The organism is Halomarinibacterium sedimenti (assembly GCF_019312585.1).
Classification (GTDB): Bacteria; Bacteroidota; Bacteroidia; order Flavobacteriales; family Flavobacteriaceae; genus Halomarinibacterium; species Halomarinibacterium sedimenti.
In genome coordinates, this window is sequence record NZ_JAHWDP010000001.1 from 715615 (window position 1) to 732347 (window position 16733).

Sequence of the window (16733 nt, forward strand, 5' to 3'; positions counted from 1 at the left end):
ACCACAATGATCATAGACGTACACACCCACATTAATAACTACCACGAAGACCGTGTAGTATCACTCAAAGACAGTCTTGACCTCCTTACCACCACAATGCAGGAAAACAAGGTAAATTATGCTTTGGTGCTTTCGTCTTATAAAGTGAATGAACACCGCCCCAGTACGCGGCAGGTAGTTGAAGCGATTAAAGGGCGAGATAACTTAGGGGTGGTTTCTGGTATAAGTTATTTGCATTACAACCATAGAGATCTTCGGGAAATTAGTGAATACCTTGAAGCTGGACTTATAAAAGGACTCAAATTTTATCCTGGCTACGAACCTTTTTATCCCAATAACGAACGGCTTAAAGTCATGTACGAAATGGCTATTGAGTATGATGTTCCTGTGATGTTCCATAGTGGGGATACCTATGCGCCAACGGGAAAAGTTAAGTATTCGCACCCATTACAAATAGACGATTTGGCTGTAGACTACCCCGATTTAAAAATAGTGATTTGCCATGTGGGGAATCCTTGGATTAAAGATTGTATGGAGGTGGTGTATAAAAACAAAAATGTCTATGCAGATATTTCGGGGTTGGTTTTGGGAGATTTTTCAGAAAAGTTTGAGCGCTATATGAAAAAAGAAATCGAAGAAATGATAACCTACGCTGGCGACCCCAAGTATTTATTATACGGCACCGATTGGCCCATATCAAATATGAAATCCTACCTCAAATTTATGGACCAATTAGAACTCGCCGATGATAAAAAGGAACGCATCCTTTGGCAAAATGCCGCCGAGCTCTTTAAAATAGATGTGTCTAAGTTGTAAGAACATATATTTATCTTAGGAGATACTTTTTAAGCAGTATTAGAGTTTTACCTACACACTCAATTCACTTCATCAATTATAGAGATGAATAGTTTATCTTTATCGCCAAAATAATTCCTGTTGAAACAGATTCTTTGTTGCTTATTATTGGTTTCCTTTTTTGGACAAGCTCAAAATTATGTAGACCTCGCAAAATTTAGTTATGGACATACCTTCGATAACCGTTTTGAGGGCACCGAATTTAGCACCAATGTACTCATTCTCGAAGCAGATCTTACGGTACCTATCCCCATAAACGATAAGTATGTATTTGTAAGTGGAGTCTCTTTCACTAAAAATAGATTGCAATTGTTGCCAGATGCCCCGTATAATAATTTGTACGGAACTACCTTAAAAATAGGAATGTTAACGCAGTACAATGATAAATGGAGTTCAACTTTAGTGCTGCTTCCAAAGGTATCTTCAGATTATGAGCAAATCTCTACTAAGGATTTTTATCTAGGAGGTTTTGCCTTATTCAAATATCAAAAAAACGAACATCTCACCTATCGTTTTGGAGCTTATGGTTCGCGAGAAGCCTTCGGATTTTTTACCACACCCATATTTGGTTTTTATTATATCAGCCCAAATACAAAGTTTGAGATGGATATATCGATGCCCATTTCGGCAGATATCAATTACGATTTTAAAGCCTTAACGCTTGGGGTAGATTATTATGGTATTGGTAGAAGTTTTAATATTACTGAAGAATTGGCCCCAAAGGTATATGTCGATTTAGGTTCGTTAGAATTTTCTGGGTATGTTCAATTTAATACGTTTGAAAAAAATGTGTTGTTACGTTTAAAAGCGGGATATTCTAGTAATAATTTTGAAGTATACAGGCAAGGAGATAATATTGATTTAGGCCTTTCGGCTTTTACCTTTGGGGACGATAGGAAGCAATTAAATCCGCAAATTAACGACGGAATGTTTTTGCGTTTTGAAGCCATTTACCGTTTTCGATTAGAAAAAGTGGAAGAAAAAATTGAAATTATTGATTAACTTTAGGATATGAATCCTACCTGTCCAGAATGTGGCGAAAAAATTATTGGGCGCTCCGATAAGAAATTTTGTAGCGACGCTTGTCGTAATGCACACAACAATGCCCTAAACAGAGACACTAAAAATATTATTAGAACGGTTAACAATCGCCTCAGGAAGAATCATCGAATTTTAGAAGCATTAAATACACAAGACAAAACCAAAGTCACCAAAAATACCCTTTTAAAACACGGATTTATATTCGATTATTTTACGGGAACTTACACCACAAAATCTGGAAGCACTTATTACTATGTGTATGACCAAGGATATTTACCGCTAGACAACGATTTCTATTTGTTGGTGAAAAATGAAATTAGTTAGCACACTATTTCCAGCTATGCCCTTTTAAAGTAATCGCCGCTTTTAATACATCTTTTTGGCTTATTAAACCTACCAACTTACCTTCTTTTACAATAGGGAAACGTCTTCTTTTAGAACTTAAAAATTTATCGGCAGCATCAAATACATTCATTTCGCCATCTATGGTTTCAACATCGGTAACCATATGATCGCCCACTTTTATATCTTCCATAGGATGATTATAATAGCGGCTATGGCTAATTTGTTTCATACAATCCCCTTCAGAAATAATTCCAATTAATTCATTTTTTTCATTCACTACAGGACCCCCAGAAATTTTCTTTTTAATAAGGGTATTCATCACCTCCATAACCGACTGGTCTGGTTTAAACGTAGTAAGGTTGGTACTCATATAATCGGAAACCCTAATATTTTCCGAAGACCCTTTTTTGGGCTTTACCCGACGCCCTATATAACTTTTAATACTCATAATTTCAGTTTTTTAGCCTTTTAAATATAGCCAATTTAACTGAAAAACCATTTCCTTTGTTTATAATAAATTCTCTTTTCACTAATAAATTGTACTTTTAATATTCAAACCTCTCATAAATGAAACGTTCACAAGCTTCGCTATCCCTATTGTTGCTCATTGGTCTTATATACTACAGTTTCTATAGTCTAATGCCTCGAGAAGGCACCCCAGCAACACTCCCTGAAACCGAATTTTCCACAGAAAGAGCCCTAATTCCTTTAAAAGAAATTGCCAAAGCACCTCATTATATTGGAACTGAAGAAAACATTAGGGTACGAGAATATTTAATTGAACAATTAAAAGTCTTAGGCCTCCAACCCGAAACACAGGAAGGGTATATTCTCAATGAAAAATGGGGAGGCATGGACAAACCCGTGAACATTCTCGCAAAAATTGAAGGAATCGAAAAAGGAAAAGCATTACTCATTTTTTCACACTACGACAGCGCTTTAGTGCCTTCCCCAGGAGCGAGTGATGCAGGAAGTGGTGTTGTAACCATACTTGAAACTATAAGGGCTTTCAATGCCTCAGGCAAGCAACCCAAAAATGATATTATTATCCTTTTTACCGATGGCGAAGAAGTTGGCTTGGACGGTGCAAAACTTTTTGTAAGAGAACACCCTTGGGCAAAAAATGTGGGCTTGGCACTAAATTTTGAAGCTCGTGGTAGCGGAGGCCCTAGTAATATGATTGTGGAAACCAATCAAGGAAACAAAAATCTTATTCAAGGATTTATAGAAGCTAATCCAGAATACCCGGTGGCTTCTTCGTTAATGTATAGCATTTACAAAATGCTCCCAAATGATACTGACTCAACGGTGTTAAGAGAAGAAGGAGATATTGACGGGTTGTTTTTTGCCTTTATCGATGATCATTTCGATTATCACACCGCTAATGATAATTACGAGCGACTAGACCGTAAAACGCTTCAGCATCAAGGAAGTTATTTGTTGCCCTTGATGCATTATTTTTCCAATGCCGATTTATCTCAAATTAAAAGTGAAGAAGACTATGTCTATGTAAATATACCCTTTGTGAAAATGATAAGCTACCCCTTTTCGTGGGTACTACCTATGGCAATTGGAGCGTTCGTTATCTTCATTATCCTCATTTTCTACGGATTAAAAAACGGAAGGCTTTCTGGACAGTACATTACAAAAGGATTTGTCCCCTTTCTTTTATCGCTTGTAATTTCTGGATTGGCAGGCTATTTTGGTTGGGAGCTTATCCTAAAATTATATCCTCGCTATGAAGAAATTCAGCATGGATTTACATATAACGGTCATACCTATATTGCCTTTTTTGTGGTCGTAACATTAGCCATTACGTTTGGTTTTTATACTAAGTTTTCCAAAAGAATCCACCCTTCAAATTTACTTATTGCACCCCTGTTTTTCTGGCTTTTAATAAATATTGGGGTGGCTATTTATTTAAAAGGAGCCGCTTTTTTTGTAATCCCTGTATTTTTCGCTTTGTTATCCCTTTGGATTCTAATTAGACAAGAGTTCCCAAACCTACTTTTAATGCTACTCCTAGCTGTTCCTGCAGTATTTATTTTTTCACCGCTTATTCAGTTTTTCCCAGTAGGTTTAGGGCTGGAAATGCTTTTAATTAGTTGTGTTTTTACGGTGTTGCTCTTCGGATTACTTTTAACAGTTATAGGATTTTACAAGTATAAAAAATTGTTTTCTGCCTTATTTATCATATTGGCGATTGGATTTTTTATCAGTGCTCATTTTAACAGCCAATGGACCGAAACCACACAAAAACCTAATAGCTTAATCTATTACCAAGACACCGATGCTCAAAAAGCCTACTGGGTTACCTACGATAACATTCTTGACGATTGGACTCGTGGTTATTTAGGCGACAACCCTAAAGAAGCTTCCAACTATGTCGAAAGCGCTGCGGGTAGTAAATATAATACAGGCTATACCTTTGCTTCAGAAGCACCTTTTAAAGACATCCCTAAGTTTGATGCCTTTGTAAATACAGACACTATTTTGGGTGAGGAAAGAAGTGTTTCATTCACCATTTATCCTAAAAGAGAGGTAGATGTGATACGGTTATATGCCGATAAAAGTATTGTTTTCAATTCACTATCCTACAACGGAAAAAGCGTGGCAAAAGATAGCACTGGGAAAGTTTATAGTAACAGAGTAAACAACGGACTAATAAGCTATTATGTCTCTCCCAATGATACATTACAGGTAAATTACTCCGTTCCAAAAGATGTTGAAGTCACTTTTAATGTATTGGAATACTCTTTCGATTTAATGAAAAACCCGCAATTCACTATGGCCGAAAGACCTAAAAATACCATGACAAAGCCCTTTGTGTTTACAGATGCCATCGTGATGAAACGACTCATTGATAGACAAACACTTCAAAAACGAGTTGTCGATACTTTAAAAACCGTTGCGGATGAGTAAAACTATTGGCATTGCAGGTTTAGGATGGCTTGGATTACCTCTGGCGCAACGTCTTCAAAATTTAGGTTTTCGAGTAAAAGGAAGTGTTACTCAGCTTGAAAAAGCAGCAAAACTACAAGCCAAGGGATTCGATGCGTATGCTGTTACCATTTCTGAAAAAGGAGTGGAAGGTAGTGTGCAATCTTTTCTGAAAGACATTGATATTTTAATAGTCATGATTCCCCCTGGTTTGCGAAGAAATACAGGCTCAGACTATGTTTTAAAAATGACTCATTTCTTGAAAGAAATTGAAACAGCCAACATCGAAAAATGTATTTATATAAGTAGTACTTCGGTCTATTCAGACGAACAAGGCCATGTTACCGAAGCCAATACTCCAAAACCCGATAGTGAAGCTGGTAGACAACTTTTGCAAGTAGAACAGCTTTTTTTCAATTCAAATTTTAAATGCAGTATTGTAAGGTTTGGCGGACTTATAGGCGGAAGCAGACAACCCGTGCGCTATTTGGCAGGAAGAGAACATTTAAGTGGCGGGAACGCTTCGGTAAATCTCATTCATCGAGAGGATTGTATTGGAGTACTTTTAAAAATCATTCAAAATGATGCTTTTGGACATATTTTTAATGCTGTAAGTCCGCAACATCCTATGAAAAAGAAATACTATGTTCAAAAAGCAGTAGAACTTGACTTGGATGCTCCCTCTTTTTCCGAAGATATTTCAGAAATCTATAAAAAAGTAGATTCCCTTACCATTCCTAATTTGTTAGAATACACCTTTCAAATGGACATTTAAATTTCCGTATATTTAAAGTTCCTAAACTATTTGCGATGAATCGATTTTACTCTCTCTTTTTTGGGACGTTATTTGTCTCCCTTTCCATATTTGTTTCAGAAACTATTACTGCGCAAACCTATAGCGAAAATTTATACAGTGCCTTAGAATATAGACTTATTGGCCCTTTTCGAGGGGGTAGAAGTGCTGCTGTTACTGGGGTTCCTAATAAACCCAACCTCTTTTATTTTGGTGCCACAGGAGGCGGTGTTTGGCGCACCAAAAATGGAGGAAGAACTTGGGAAAATATAAGCGATGGTTTTTTTGGAGGCTCTATTGGTGCTATTGAAGTTGCCGTGGATGACCCCAATGTGATTTATGTGGGAGGTGGCGAAAAAACGGTTCGCGGGAATGTATCTTCAGGCTACGGTATGTGGAAAACCGAAGATGCTGGAAAAACTTGGAAGCAAGTTGGATTGGAGAAAGGGCGTCATATTCCTAGAATTGCAACCCACCCCAAAAACCATCAAATAGTCTATGCGGCCGTATTGGGAGATATTTACAAGCCTACACAAGAACGTGGTGTGTATAAAAGTACCGATGGCGGTAAAACATGGAATCGAAAACTTTTTGCCAATGAAAATGCCGGGGCGGTAGACCTTATTTTAGATCCAAATAACCCTCGAATTCTGTATGCCTCCACTTGGAATGTTCGTCGTACCCCTTATAGCTTAAGCAGTGGTGGGGAGGGTTCTGCCCTTTGGAAAAGTACCGACAGTGGTGAAACCTGGAAAGAAATTTCGAAAAATAGTGGGTTTCCATCCGATACTCTAGGGATTATTGGTGTGACCGTTTCTCCTTTAAATAGCGAACGCGTTTGGGCGATTGTTGAAAACAAAGAAAAGGGCGGACTCTACCGAAGCGATGACGGTGGTGACACATGGGAATACGTAAATAGTGACCGGGATTTGCGCCAACGAGCTTGGTACTACACCCGAATTTACGCCGACACCGAAGACGAAAACACGGTGTATGTACTTAATGTTCGTTACCATAAAAGCACCGATGGCGGAAAAATTTTCGATACCTATAATGCCCCACACGGGGATCATCACGACCTTTGGATTGCGCCAGAAGACCCCAACCGAATGATTATTGGCGATGACGGTGGTGCACAAGTTACATACGATGGTGGTGAAACGTGGAGTACCTATTACAATCAGCCAACGTCACAGTTTTATCGTGTTACTACGGATAACTCTTTCCCTTACCGAATTTATGTCGCACAACAAGATAATTCAACGTTAAGAATTCCGCACAGAACCGAAAGCTGGAATATTGATGAAGACGTTTGGGAATCAACAGCAGGTGGAGAGAGTGCTCATATTGCTATTGACCCACTAAACAATGACATTGTATATGGCGGAAGCTATGACGGATTTCTTACGCGTTATAATCATAAAACGGGAACTGTTCGTAGTGTGAGTGTATGGCCCGATAATCCCATGGGGCATGGTGCCGAAGCGATGAAATATCGCTTCCAGTGGAACTTCCCTATTTTCTTTTCAAAACACAACCCAAAGGTATTATATACTGCCTCTAACCATTTACATAAAACCACCAATGAAGGAGAAAGTTGGGAATTAATAAGCCCCGATTTAACCCGAAATGATCCTTCAAAATTAGGTTCTTCGGGTGGACCTATCACACAAGATAATACCTCCGTAGAATATTATTGTACCATTTTTGCAGCAGCAGAATCTCCCATTACCGAGGGTCTTTTATGGACAGGAAGTGACGATGGGTTGGTTCATATTACAAGAAATGGCGGTAAAACTTGGGAAAATGTGACCCCAAAAGGAATGCCCGAATGGATGATGATAAATAGCATTGAGCCTTCTCGATTTGATGCGGGAACGTGTTACATTGCTGGCACCAAATACAAAACGGGTGATTTTGCACCGTATTTGTACAAAACAACCGACTACGGAAAAACCTGGAAGAAAATCACCAACGGTATTCCAGCCGAACACTTCACAAGAGTGCTTCGTGAAGATGAAACCCAAAAAGGAGTGCTCTATGCCGGGACGGAAGCAGGAATGTACATTTCTTTTAACGATGGAGAATCTTGGCAAGCCTTTCAACTGAATTTGCCGATTGTACCTATTACAGATTTAGCCTTAAAAGACAATAACCTTATTGTTGCCACCCAAGGAAGAAGTCTTTGGATGATTGATGATTTAACAGTATTACATCAACTTGCCGTAGCAAAATCAAAAACTAACTTTCTATTTAAGCCTAAGGATAGTTACAGAATGGATGGGCGTTCCAGAAAAGGTTCGCTTACCACGGGAACCAATCACCCAAATGGTGTAATGGTGTATTTTAATTTGGAAGACCCTTCCGAAAAGGAAGTCACATTGAGTTTTTTAAAGATGAATAACGACATCATAAAAACCTTTAGTAGCAAAGGAAAAAAGGACAAACTTTCTGTAAAAAAAGGAGGCAATATGTTTGTTTGGGATACCGAAGGCGACGGAGCAGAACGACTGGATGGAATGATTCTATGGTGGGCAAGTACCGATGCCCCAAAAGCAGTTCCAGGCACTTATAAAGTAGTTTTAAAAGTAGGAGAAGAAACGCTAACGCAAAACTTTGCTATTCTTCCAGACAAAAATGCGGAAACCGATATCGCAGGGATGCAGCGGCAATTCGATTTTATTACAGACATTAATAAAACGGTGGATAAAGCGCATAAAAGCATCAAAAAAATTAGAAAGATTAATGCCCAATTAGAAGATTTTCAGAAGCAATACAAAGACAATGACAATGTGAAAGATTTGGTGGAAAAGGCAAAGACATTAAGTGAAGATTTTTCTGAAATTGAAAAAGCGTTGTACCAAACTAAAAACCGAAGCGGTCAAGATCCCTTAAACTTCCCCATAAAGCTCACTAATAAATTGGCGCATTTAAATAGCTTGGTAAGTATGGATGACTTCCCACCTACCCAACAAGATATTTTGGTAAAAAATGAATTAACCGATAAAATAAATGAAGAATTAATGCACTTTGAAATTTTGGTTTCTAGCGAAATAAAGGCATTTAACGAGCAGTTTAATGCCTTGAAATTGAATTATTTATTTATTGAAGAAGAAAAATAATAATGCTATACTACTACCTCAAATCCCTCCACCTTATTTTTGTGATTACTTGGTTTGCTGGGCTTTTTTATATTGTACGCTTGTTTGTATACCAAATTGAAGCTTCCCAAAAGCCGTCTCCAGACAAAGAAATTCTAGGCACACAACTTAAACTCATGGCAAAACGCCTTTGGTATATTATTACCTGGCCCTCCATGATTTTAGCCACAGGATTTGCCATTTGGATGCTGGCCATGCGTACTTTTTACCTCACCGATGGATGGATGCAAGTAAAGTTGGTGTTTGTGGTGTTGCTCATTGTTTACCATATAAAATGTCACCTCATTTTTAAGGATTTACAAAACGATAAGGTGAACTACTCTTCGAATTTTATGCGTATTTTTAATGAAGGAGCAACCATTATTCTGTTTGCCGTGGTGTTTTTGGTCATCTTAAAAAATGCCTTTAATTGGATTTATGGCACCGTAGGGATTATATTATTTTCTATCCTCATTATGCTGGGTTATAAATTATATAAACGCATTCGCGAAGGCAAAAAATAAGTTTTGGTGCAATTATTGTTATCTTCCCGTAACCATTTCAACGTATGAAGTTTTACAAATCGTTACGCTTTCGGATTTTTCTATCGATGCTATTGTTGTTAGTGATGACTTTTATTTCACTTTCAATAGTGACAGCCATTCAGTATAAAGAAGAAGCAGAAGACTACCACCGGGAACGATTGCTTCGTAAAGAAGCCAATATCAAAGAAAACATCAATTATGTTTTAAAAAATACGACCTACCCCGTGGAAACGGAACTTATTCCGTTGATTTTTAAAAGTAAAATTTATGAAATTAAAGACATTCACAATCTTGAAATTCATTTATACGATTTAAAAGGCACTCTGCTTAAATCTTCCCGAGCCTCTTTTTTACGCGATACTTCTTATGCAAAACTTTCAAGAGATATTTTAACACACATTGAAGATTCTCCTACCAAAAGTTATGTCTATTCTTTTGAAGAAGATGGACAAGAATATCAATCTTCCTACTCCTACATCACTGATGCTTCCTTTAAACCGTTGGCGATACTTAATTTACCGTATATAGAGGATGATGGCTTTATTAATAAAGAACTTATGGAAAACATAAAGCGCGTTGCCATGGTATACGGCTTTATGTTATTAATTGCCATAGGACTAGCTTATTTTCTTTCTAAATATATCACCCGTTCTCTAAAAACCGTAAGTGATAAAATCACCGAAACACGCCTCAACAAGCGGAACAAAAAAATTAAACTAGATAACGATACTTCCCAAGAAATTTACACCCTTGTGGAAGCCTATAACGGAATGATAGACGAACTCGAAATAAGTGCCGCACAATTAGCGAGTAGTGAACGTGAGGCCGCATGGCGGGAAATGGCTAAACAAGTGGCGCATGAGATTAAAAATCCGTTAACACCTATGCGATTGTCGGTGCAAAGTTTTCAACGGAAATTTGACCCCAATGATCCTAACATAAGCGAAAAAGTAAACGAATATACCAATACTCTTATTCAGCAAATAGATACCTTAAGTTCTATAGCTTCCGCATTTTCAACTTATGCAAAAATGCCCGCACAGCAGGATGAAAATTTAAATGTGGTAGCCATTACAAAGCTGGCTTTGGATATTTTTAATGAAGATTACATTTATTTCTTTTCTGAAGAAAAAGAAATTATTTCAAAATTCGATCGTACACAACTTATTCGAGTGATTACCAATTTGGTGAAGAATAGCATCCAAGCCATTGAAAAGAAAACCCCAGAAGACCCAAGAATAGAAGTTAGGGTATTTTCAGAAAATAAACATACCTACATAACAGTTTCAGATAATGGTGCAGGTATTTCTGAAGAGAATAAATCGAAGGTTTTTGAGCCAAAATTTACCACAAAATCAAGTGGCATGGGCTTAGGTTTAGCCATGGTGAAAAATATTGTAGAAACGTATCAGGGAAGCATTTCCCTTCAATCTATCGAAGAAAAAGGAACCACATTTACCGTTTCTATTCCACAAAACTAATAGGTTTTTAGTACCTTTAGATTTCAAATTTTTCAACAGATGAAAGCTAGAGTTTACGATAATATATTGGTCGATTTTAATAATGGGATTACCACCATAACCATTAATCGCCCTTCTAAATTAAATGCCTTAAACCTTGAAACTATCAAGGAACTTCATAAAGCCTTTAAACGTGCCGAAAAAGACAAAGACACTAAAGTAGTAATCATTACTGGAAGTGGAGAAAAAGCCTTTGTCGCGGGTGCAGACATTAGTGAATTTGCAGATTTTTCGGTATCGCAAGGAGAAAAGTTAGCTGCCGAAGGGCAAGCGTTACTATTTGATTTTGTAGCCTATCTTTCTACGCCCGTCATTGCCGCCGTAAATGGTTTTGCATTGGGAGGTGGTCTGGAATTGGCTATGGCAGCACATTTCCGTATTGCTAGTGACAATGCAAAAATGGGACTCCCCGAAGTGTCCTTAGGAGTCATCCCAGGATACGGAGGTACTCAGCGATTACCTCAATTGGTAGGCAAAGGACGTGCGATGGAACTTATCATGACAGCGAGTATGATTGATGCTTCACAAGCCTTACAATATGGTTTGATAAATCATGTTACAACCCAAGAAGAATTACTCCCATTTGCTGAAAAATTAGCTGAAAAAATAAAACGAAATTCTTCTGTAGCGATTGCTGCTGCCATTGAAGCCATAAATGCAGGCTTTGAAGCGGGTGAAAATGGTTTTGACACCGAAATTACTGCCTTTGGAAAATGTTTTGGAACTGCCGATTTTGCAGAGGGAACACAAGCCTTTTTAGAAAAAAGAAAGCCCAACTTTCCAGGAAAATAATAACTAGGAATATTTCCTGTTATATTTGGATTATTTCCAATATTTAAATTAACTTTGAAGAAGTCTTTTCCTTCAACGTTTATTTATGTCCCAACCTATCAAGGGCCGTGGTGCCCAAAAACAAGTCCATAATCGTTTTTTTGAACACCAACACGAACCCTTGGATGACTTCCTCAATTATTGCGAGGAAGAAGGAGAACTTGCCGATAAAAACAAAACCAAATATATCGATGTATTCCCTAAAACCCTTGTTAATAAAGTAGATAGCCCCGATGTGGGTATGGGTTATTCTGCCAATCCATATCAAGGCTGTGAACACGGTTGTGTGTATTGTTACGCACGTAATAGTCACGAATATTGGGGCTACGGAGCAGGTTTAGACTTTGAACGAAACATATTAGTGAAAAAAAATGCCCCTCAACTGTTAGAAGAAAAATTAAAGAGTAAAAATTGGCAAGGAGACACCATAGTTTTTTCGGGAAATACAGACTGTTATCAGCCTATTGAAAGAAAGCTAGAAATCACTAGGAGCTGTTTAAAAAAACTATTTCAGTGGAAAAATCCAACGGGAATTATCACCAAAAACGCATTGATTTTAAGAGATTTAGACATTTTAAAAGAAATGGCAAAATACAATATCATTGCAGTCAATATCTCTATTACATCCTTAGAGGAGGATACCAGAAGATTGCTAGAGCCTAGAACCTCCAGCATTAAAAACAGGTTAAAAACCGTAGAAGTACTTTCGAAACATAACATACCTGTAAATGTGATGATGGCGCCCATTATTCCGTCTTTAAATAGTCACGAAATATTACCTTTAATAGAAACGGTGGCTACTTTGGGAGCAAAAAGTGTAGCCTATACGGTGGTGCGATTAAACGGTCAAATTGCCACCATTTTTGAAGATTGGGTACAAAAGGCACTACCCGATAGAGCCGAAAGAATACTAAACCAAATAGCCGAATGCCACGATGGAAAATTGAATGACAGTCGATGGGGAACTCGAATGCGAGGCGAAGGAACTATTGCAAAACAGATCGCTGACACTGTTATTCTAGGTAAAAAAAAGTATTTAAAAGATAGTAGAATGCCAAAACTAGACCGAAGCCATTACCTTCAATTAAAAGATCCACAAACGAGATTGTTTTAGATAATCTTAGATTTAATTTGAGTTTCAACTGTATTGACTAATACCTCCTTTTCAAAATCTGAGACTTTTAAAGGTGGGTGTACATAAAAGGTAAGTCTTGTAAACAGCGGAATAGGAAACATGCCGTAGCGTTGTAATTTCCAAGAATTATTAATTGAAATTGGCAAAACATAAGCTTTAGGAGCATGCTCAAATAAAGTGATGAGTCCCTTTCTATAAAACTTTTTTGGAACACCGTCCCTACTTCGGGTACCTTCTGGAAAAATCACCACACTTCTATTATTTTCTGAAATGTATTTTGCAATTTTTTCAACTTCTTTTGTGGCTTGCGCTGGGTTTTTGCGATCGATTAACGCCGAACCTCCCTTTCGTAAATTATAAGAAACCGTGGGGATGCCTTTCCCTAATTCAATTTTTGAAATAAATTTGGGATGTATTTTCCTTAAAAACCAAATGATAGGCGGAATATCCCATAAGCTCTGGTGATTTGATGCAATGATAATCGGCGCATTTTTTGGAACTTCTGAAGAAATTTCAAACTTAAATGTAGTCCCAACCACGTGAAGAATCACTAAAAATAATCCGTTAACTATATCAACACTAGTCTTATGCGCTTGGTACCCGAAAACATTTAAACAAACTCGCTGAATGACTTCAAATAGCAATAATAATATCCCAAACAAAATATAGAATACTACCGAAAAGGGATAACTTAGTATTTTAAGAAAGGGTTTCATGAATATCAAAAATAAAAAAACCGCTTCAATGCGAAGCGGTTTTACTTTTCTATTAATTGAATAATATTAACAGTATTCGTTAAAAGCGCTTTTCAAATTTTCTGCTATCATATCGGCACTTCTTCCTTCAATGTGATGTCTTTCTAACATGTGAACTAATTCCCCATTTTTAAACAAAGCCATAGAAGGTGAACTTGGAGGGAAAGGAACCATTAAGGCTCTTGCGGCATCCACGGCTTCAAAATCTACTCCTGCAAATACCGTGACCAATCGGTCTGGCGTTTTAGCATTTTGTAAGGAAATTCTCGCTCCTGGACGTGCATTGGCTGCAGCACAACCACAAACCGAATTTACAACCACAAGGGTCGTTCCGTCTTGATGAATTGCATCGTCTACTTCATCTGCTGTAAATAATTCGGTAAAACCTATTCTGGTCAAATCTTCTCTCATCGGTTTTACCAATTCTGCTGGATACATAATTTTTGTTTTTAGTGTAACAATTAAAGTGCAAAGATAACCAATTTTAGGATGATAGTTCTTAAAACTATCTAAACACTTTTATAGAAATAGTTATCTTTGATTTCTTTTTCTATTAATTTAATTACACTACATGATTCGTTGGCTATTGGCCATTTTAGGCTATTCTTTTTTTAGATTTCCAGGTGCTATTATTGGCTTTATTTTAGGAAGCATTTTCGATAATATGAATCTAGGTAAAACCAAATCTACTAGACGAACTATTTTTCAGCAGCCTAGAGAATCGGTGAGTCCAGCCGACTTCGAGCTCAATCTACTCTCCTTAGCCTCTTTGGTCATAAAAGCCGATGGAACTGTAAGCCAGAATGAATTGGATTACGTTCGGCAATATTTCGTCCAAGCTTATGGAAAAGAACGAGCCAATGCTACCTTTAAAGTGTTTAATGAAGTAGTTAAAAAGCGTGAAATTTCTGCTCAAAAAATTGGAGGGCTCTTACGCTCGAGAATGCGATATGAATCTAGACTCCAAATGATACATTTCCTATTTAGTATTGCACAAGCAGATGGCACTGTTTCTACGCCAGAAGTCAATGAAATTTCAAGAATAGCAGGGTATTTAGGCATTCAAATGCGGGATTTTGAAAGCATAAAAGCGATGTTCTTTAAAAACCCCGATAGCGCCTACAAAATCCTAGAAATTGAAAGAACAGCTTCCGTTTCTGAAATTAAAAAAGCCTACCGTGAAATGGTTAAAAAATACCATCCCGATAAACTACAAGGTATGGATGAAATGTACAAAAAGGGGGCTTTGGAAAAGTTTCAAAAAGTACAAGAAGCCTACGAACAACTTCAAAAAGAACGTGGCTTTTAATAAGATGAACTAAAAAATTTAGTATTACTTTTAGACTAATCTAAAAATATTTTTACCTTTGCCTTATGTTTACATTGGCAGAAGAAAATTATTTAAAGAACATCTTTCATCTTCAACAGCTTTCTCCACAAGGAGTAAGTACAAATGCTATTGCCGAAAAACTAGAGACAAAACCTTCATCGGCTACGGATATGGTTCAAAAATTGGCTGAAAAAGAAGTACTCACTTATATTAAATACAAAGGCACTACCCTTACTGAAAACGGAAGGAAAATTGCAGCAAATATTATTAGAAAGCATCGTCTTTGGGAGGTTTTTTTGGTTGAAAAATTAAACTTTCAGTGGGATGAAGTTCATGAAATTGCAGAGCAATTGGAGCATATTCATTCTGAAGATTTAATTTCTAGATTGGATAAGTTTTTGGAGTATCCTTCGGTAGATCCGCACGGCGATCCCATTCCGGATAGTAACGGAAATTTCAAAAAAACAGAAAAGAAATTGCTTTCCAAACTTTCAAAAAATGAAAAAGGAATCTGCGTAGGCGTAAAAGAATCGGCTAGCGATTTTTTAAAATATCTGGACAAAAGACATATCGGTATTGGCGTTGAAATTAGTGTTTTAGAAAAAGATGATTTTGATGACTCGATGACCATACAGGTTTTGGATGAAACCTACTTTATTACAAAAAAAATTGCAGAGAATTTATACGTACAAATGAGCTAACTTATGAAATATAAATACACTTTTTTACTACTTTTTATTTTCGGAATTTCCTTCGGAATAAATGCGCAAGAAACTGAACTTGCTACTCCATTAGTTACAGACAGACCAGATGCCACTGAAGCTTCATCTACTGTAGGAGCTGGCGTCCTTCAAATAGAAGCAGGAGGATTTTACACTTCCTATGAAGAAAACAACAATAAAAGTGAAACCTATGGTTACAATACTACTTTAGTTCGTTATGGGGTTCTAGAAAATTTGGAACTCCGATTAGGATGGAATTTTGAAGAAACTCGATTCTCATCTAATGGCACTAAAAACCCGAATGTGCTAAGTGGCTTCTCCCCTTTACTAGCGGGTGCTAAAATAGATATTGCCCAAGAGAATGGTTGGAAACCTGAAATGGCATTGATTGGACATGTGTTTTTGCCTTTTACAGCGGGAGAAGATTATAAACCAGAAACCACTGGAGCCGACTTTCGGTTTTCGCTTTCCCATACACTAAGTGAAAAATCGAGTCTTGGTTATAATATTGGAGCGCAATGGGGGGATGATTCTTCAGAAATTGCTTATATCTATACTTTAGCATATGGATATTCAATTACAGATTGCTTTGGGTTTTATGCCGAAGTATATGGCGATTTTCCCGAAAATAATGAAGCCAATCATTTTTGGGATGCAGGTGTCACCTATTTGGTGAATCCTAATTTACAATTGGATGCAACAGTTGGGAGCGGTATTTCGAAAGGACAGGATATCCTCTTGAGTGCAGGACTAAGTTATAGAATTCCAAAAAAGAAATAAT

16 protein-coding genes are annotated in these 16733 nt (G+C 37.2%); 13 read left to right on the plus strand and 3 right to left on the minus strand.

Annotated elements, in window-relative coordinates; genetic code table 11:
* Positions 1-6: 6 nt before the first annotated feature.
* From KXJ69_RS03420 to KXJ69_RS03430, 3 genes are all read left to right on the plus strand, one after another.
* Positions 7-816 (plus strand): amidohydrolase family protein, encoded by an 810-nt coding sequence (locus tag KXJ69_RS03420; RefSeq protein ID WP_219051284.1) that lies wholly within the window; start codon positions 7-9, stop codon positions 814-816.
* 120 nt (positions 817-936) lie between these two features.
* Positions 937-1857 carry a DUF6268 family outer membrane beta-barrel protein gene (locus tag KXJ69_RS03425; protein ID WP_219051286.1) on the plus strand — a complete coding sequence of 307 codons (921 nt, stop codon included), beginning with the start codon at positions 937-939 and terminating at the stop codon, positions 1855-1857.
* A 9-nt stretch (positions 1858-1866) separates the two neighbouring features.
* Positions 1867-2220: a hypothetical protein gene (locus tag KXJ69_RS03430; RefSeq protein ID WP_219051288.1), complete on the plus strand. Its 354-nt coding sequence runs from the start codon at positions 1867-1869 to the stop codon at positions 2218-2220.
* 4 nt (positions 2221-2224) lie between these two features.
* Here the strand turns inward: KXJ69_RS03430 and KXJ69_RS03435 are convergent, their stop codons facing one another.
* On the minus strand, positions 2225-2689 hold the full coding sequence (locus tag KXJ69_RS03435) for a CBS domain-containing protein (RefSeq protein ID WP_219051290.1): 465 nt from the start codon (positions 2687-2689) through the stop codon (positions 2225-2227).
* Positions 2690-2808: 119 nt separating this feature from the next.
* Here KXJ69_RS03435 and KXJ69_RS03440 point away from each other — a divergent pair, with 119 nt between their 5' ends.
* The 7 genes from KXJ69_RS03440 to KXJ69_RS03470 all read left to right on the plus strand — a co-directional run bounded on the left by KXJ69_RS03440 (position 2809) and on the right by KXJ69_RS03470 (position 13124).
* Positions 2809-5163 (plus strand): M20/M25/M40 family metallo-hydrolase, encoded by a 2355-nt coding sequence (locus KXJ69_RS03440; RefSeq protein WP_219051302.1) that lies wholly within the window; start codon positions 2809-2811, stop codon positions 5161-5163.
* On the plus strand, positions 5156-5956 hold the full coding sequence (locus tag KXJ69_RS03445) for an NAD(P)H-binding protein (RefSeq protein WP_219051304.1): 801 nt from the start codon (positions 5156-5158) through the stop codon (positions 5954-5956). Before KXJ69_RS03440 ends, KXJ69_RS03445 begins: the two co-directional genes overlap by 8 nt.
* A 35-nt stretch (positions 5957-5991) precedes the next feature.
* Positions 5992-9096: a VPS10 domain-containing protein gene (locus KXJ69_RS03450; protein WP_219051306.1), complete on the plus strand. Its 3105-nt coding sequence runs from the start codon at positions 5992-5994 to the stop codon at positions 9094-9096.
* Positions 9097-9098: 2 nt separating this feature from the next.
* Complete coding sequence (locus KXJ69_RS03455) at positions 9099-9638, plus strand: CopD family protein (RefSeq protein ID WP_219051308.1); 540 nt, start codon at positions 9099-9101, stop codon at positions 9636-9638.
* A 44-nt stretch (positions 9639-9682) separates the two neighbouring features.
* A complete protein-coding gene (locus KXJ69_RS03460; RefSeq protein WP_219051310.1) occupies positions 9683-11140 on the plus strand; it encodes a sensor histidine kinase in 1458 nt (485 codons plus the stop codon).
* Positions 11141-11179: 39 nt separating this feature from the next.
* Positions 11180-11971 (plus strand): enoyl-CoA hydratase/isomerase family protein, encoded by a 792-nt coding sequence (locus KXJ69_RS03465; protein WP_219051312.1) that lies wholly within the window; start codon positions 11180-11182, stop codon positions 11969-11971.
* Positions 11972-12056: 85 nt separating this feature from the next.
* Complete coding sequence (locus KXJ69_RS03470; protein ID WP_219051322.1) at positions 12057-13124, plus strand: PA0069 family radical SAM protein; 1068 nt, start codon at positions 12057-12059, stop codon at positions 13122-13124.
* Here KXJ69_RS03470 and KXJ69_RS03475 read toward each other — a convergent pair.
* Together KXJ69_RS03475 and KXJ69_RS03480 are read right to left on the minus strand one after the other, a co-directional pair.
* Positions 13121-13861, minus strand: a complete 741-nt coding sequence (locus KXJ69_RS03475) for a lysophospholipid acyltransferase family protein (RefSeq protein WP_219051324.1) — start codon at positions 13859-13861, stop codon at positions 13121-13123. The two genes, KXJ69_RS03470 and KXJ69_RS03475, sit on opposite strands and share 4 nt — an antisense overlap.
* A 66-nt stretch (positions 13862-13927) precedes the next feature.
* Entirely contained in the window at positions 13928-14338 is a 411-nt protein-coding gene (locus KXJ69_RS03480) for a BrxA/BrxB family bacilliredoxin (protein ID WP_219051326.1), read from the minus strand.
* A gap of 133 nt (positions 14339-14471) precedes the next feature.
* Here KXJ69_RS03480 and KXJ69_RS03485 point away from each other — a divergent pair, with 133 nt between their 5' ends.
* The 3 genes from KXJ69_RS03485 to KXJ69_RS03495 all read left to right on the plus strand — a co-directional run bounded on the left by KXJ69_RS03485 (position 14472) and on the right by KXJ69_RS03495 (position 16732).
* Positions 14472-15209 (plus strand): TerB family tellurite resistance protein, encoded by a 738-nt coding sequence (locus KXJ69_RS03485; protein WP_219051328.1) that lies wholly within the window; start codon positions 14472-14474, stop codon positions 15207-15209.
* Positions 15210-15274: 65 nt separating this feature from the next.
* On the plus strand, positions 15275-15931 hold the full coding sequence (locus KXJ69_RS03490; protein ID WP_219051330.1) for a metal-dependent transcriptional regulator: 657 nt from the start codon (positions 15275-15277) through the stop codon (positions 15929-15931).
* Positions 15932-15934: 3 nt separating this feature from the next.
* Complete coding sequence (locus KXJ69_RS03495; protein WP_219051332.1) at positions 15935-16732, plus strand: transporter; 798 nt, start codon at positions 15935-15937, stop codon at positions 16730-16732.
* Position 16733: the final 1 nt, after the last annotated feature.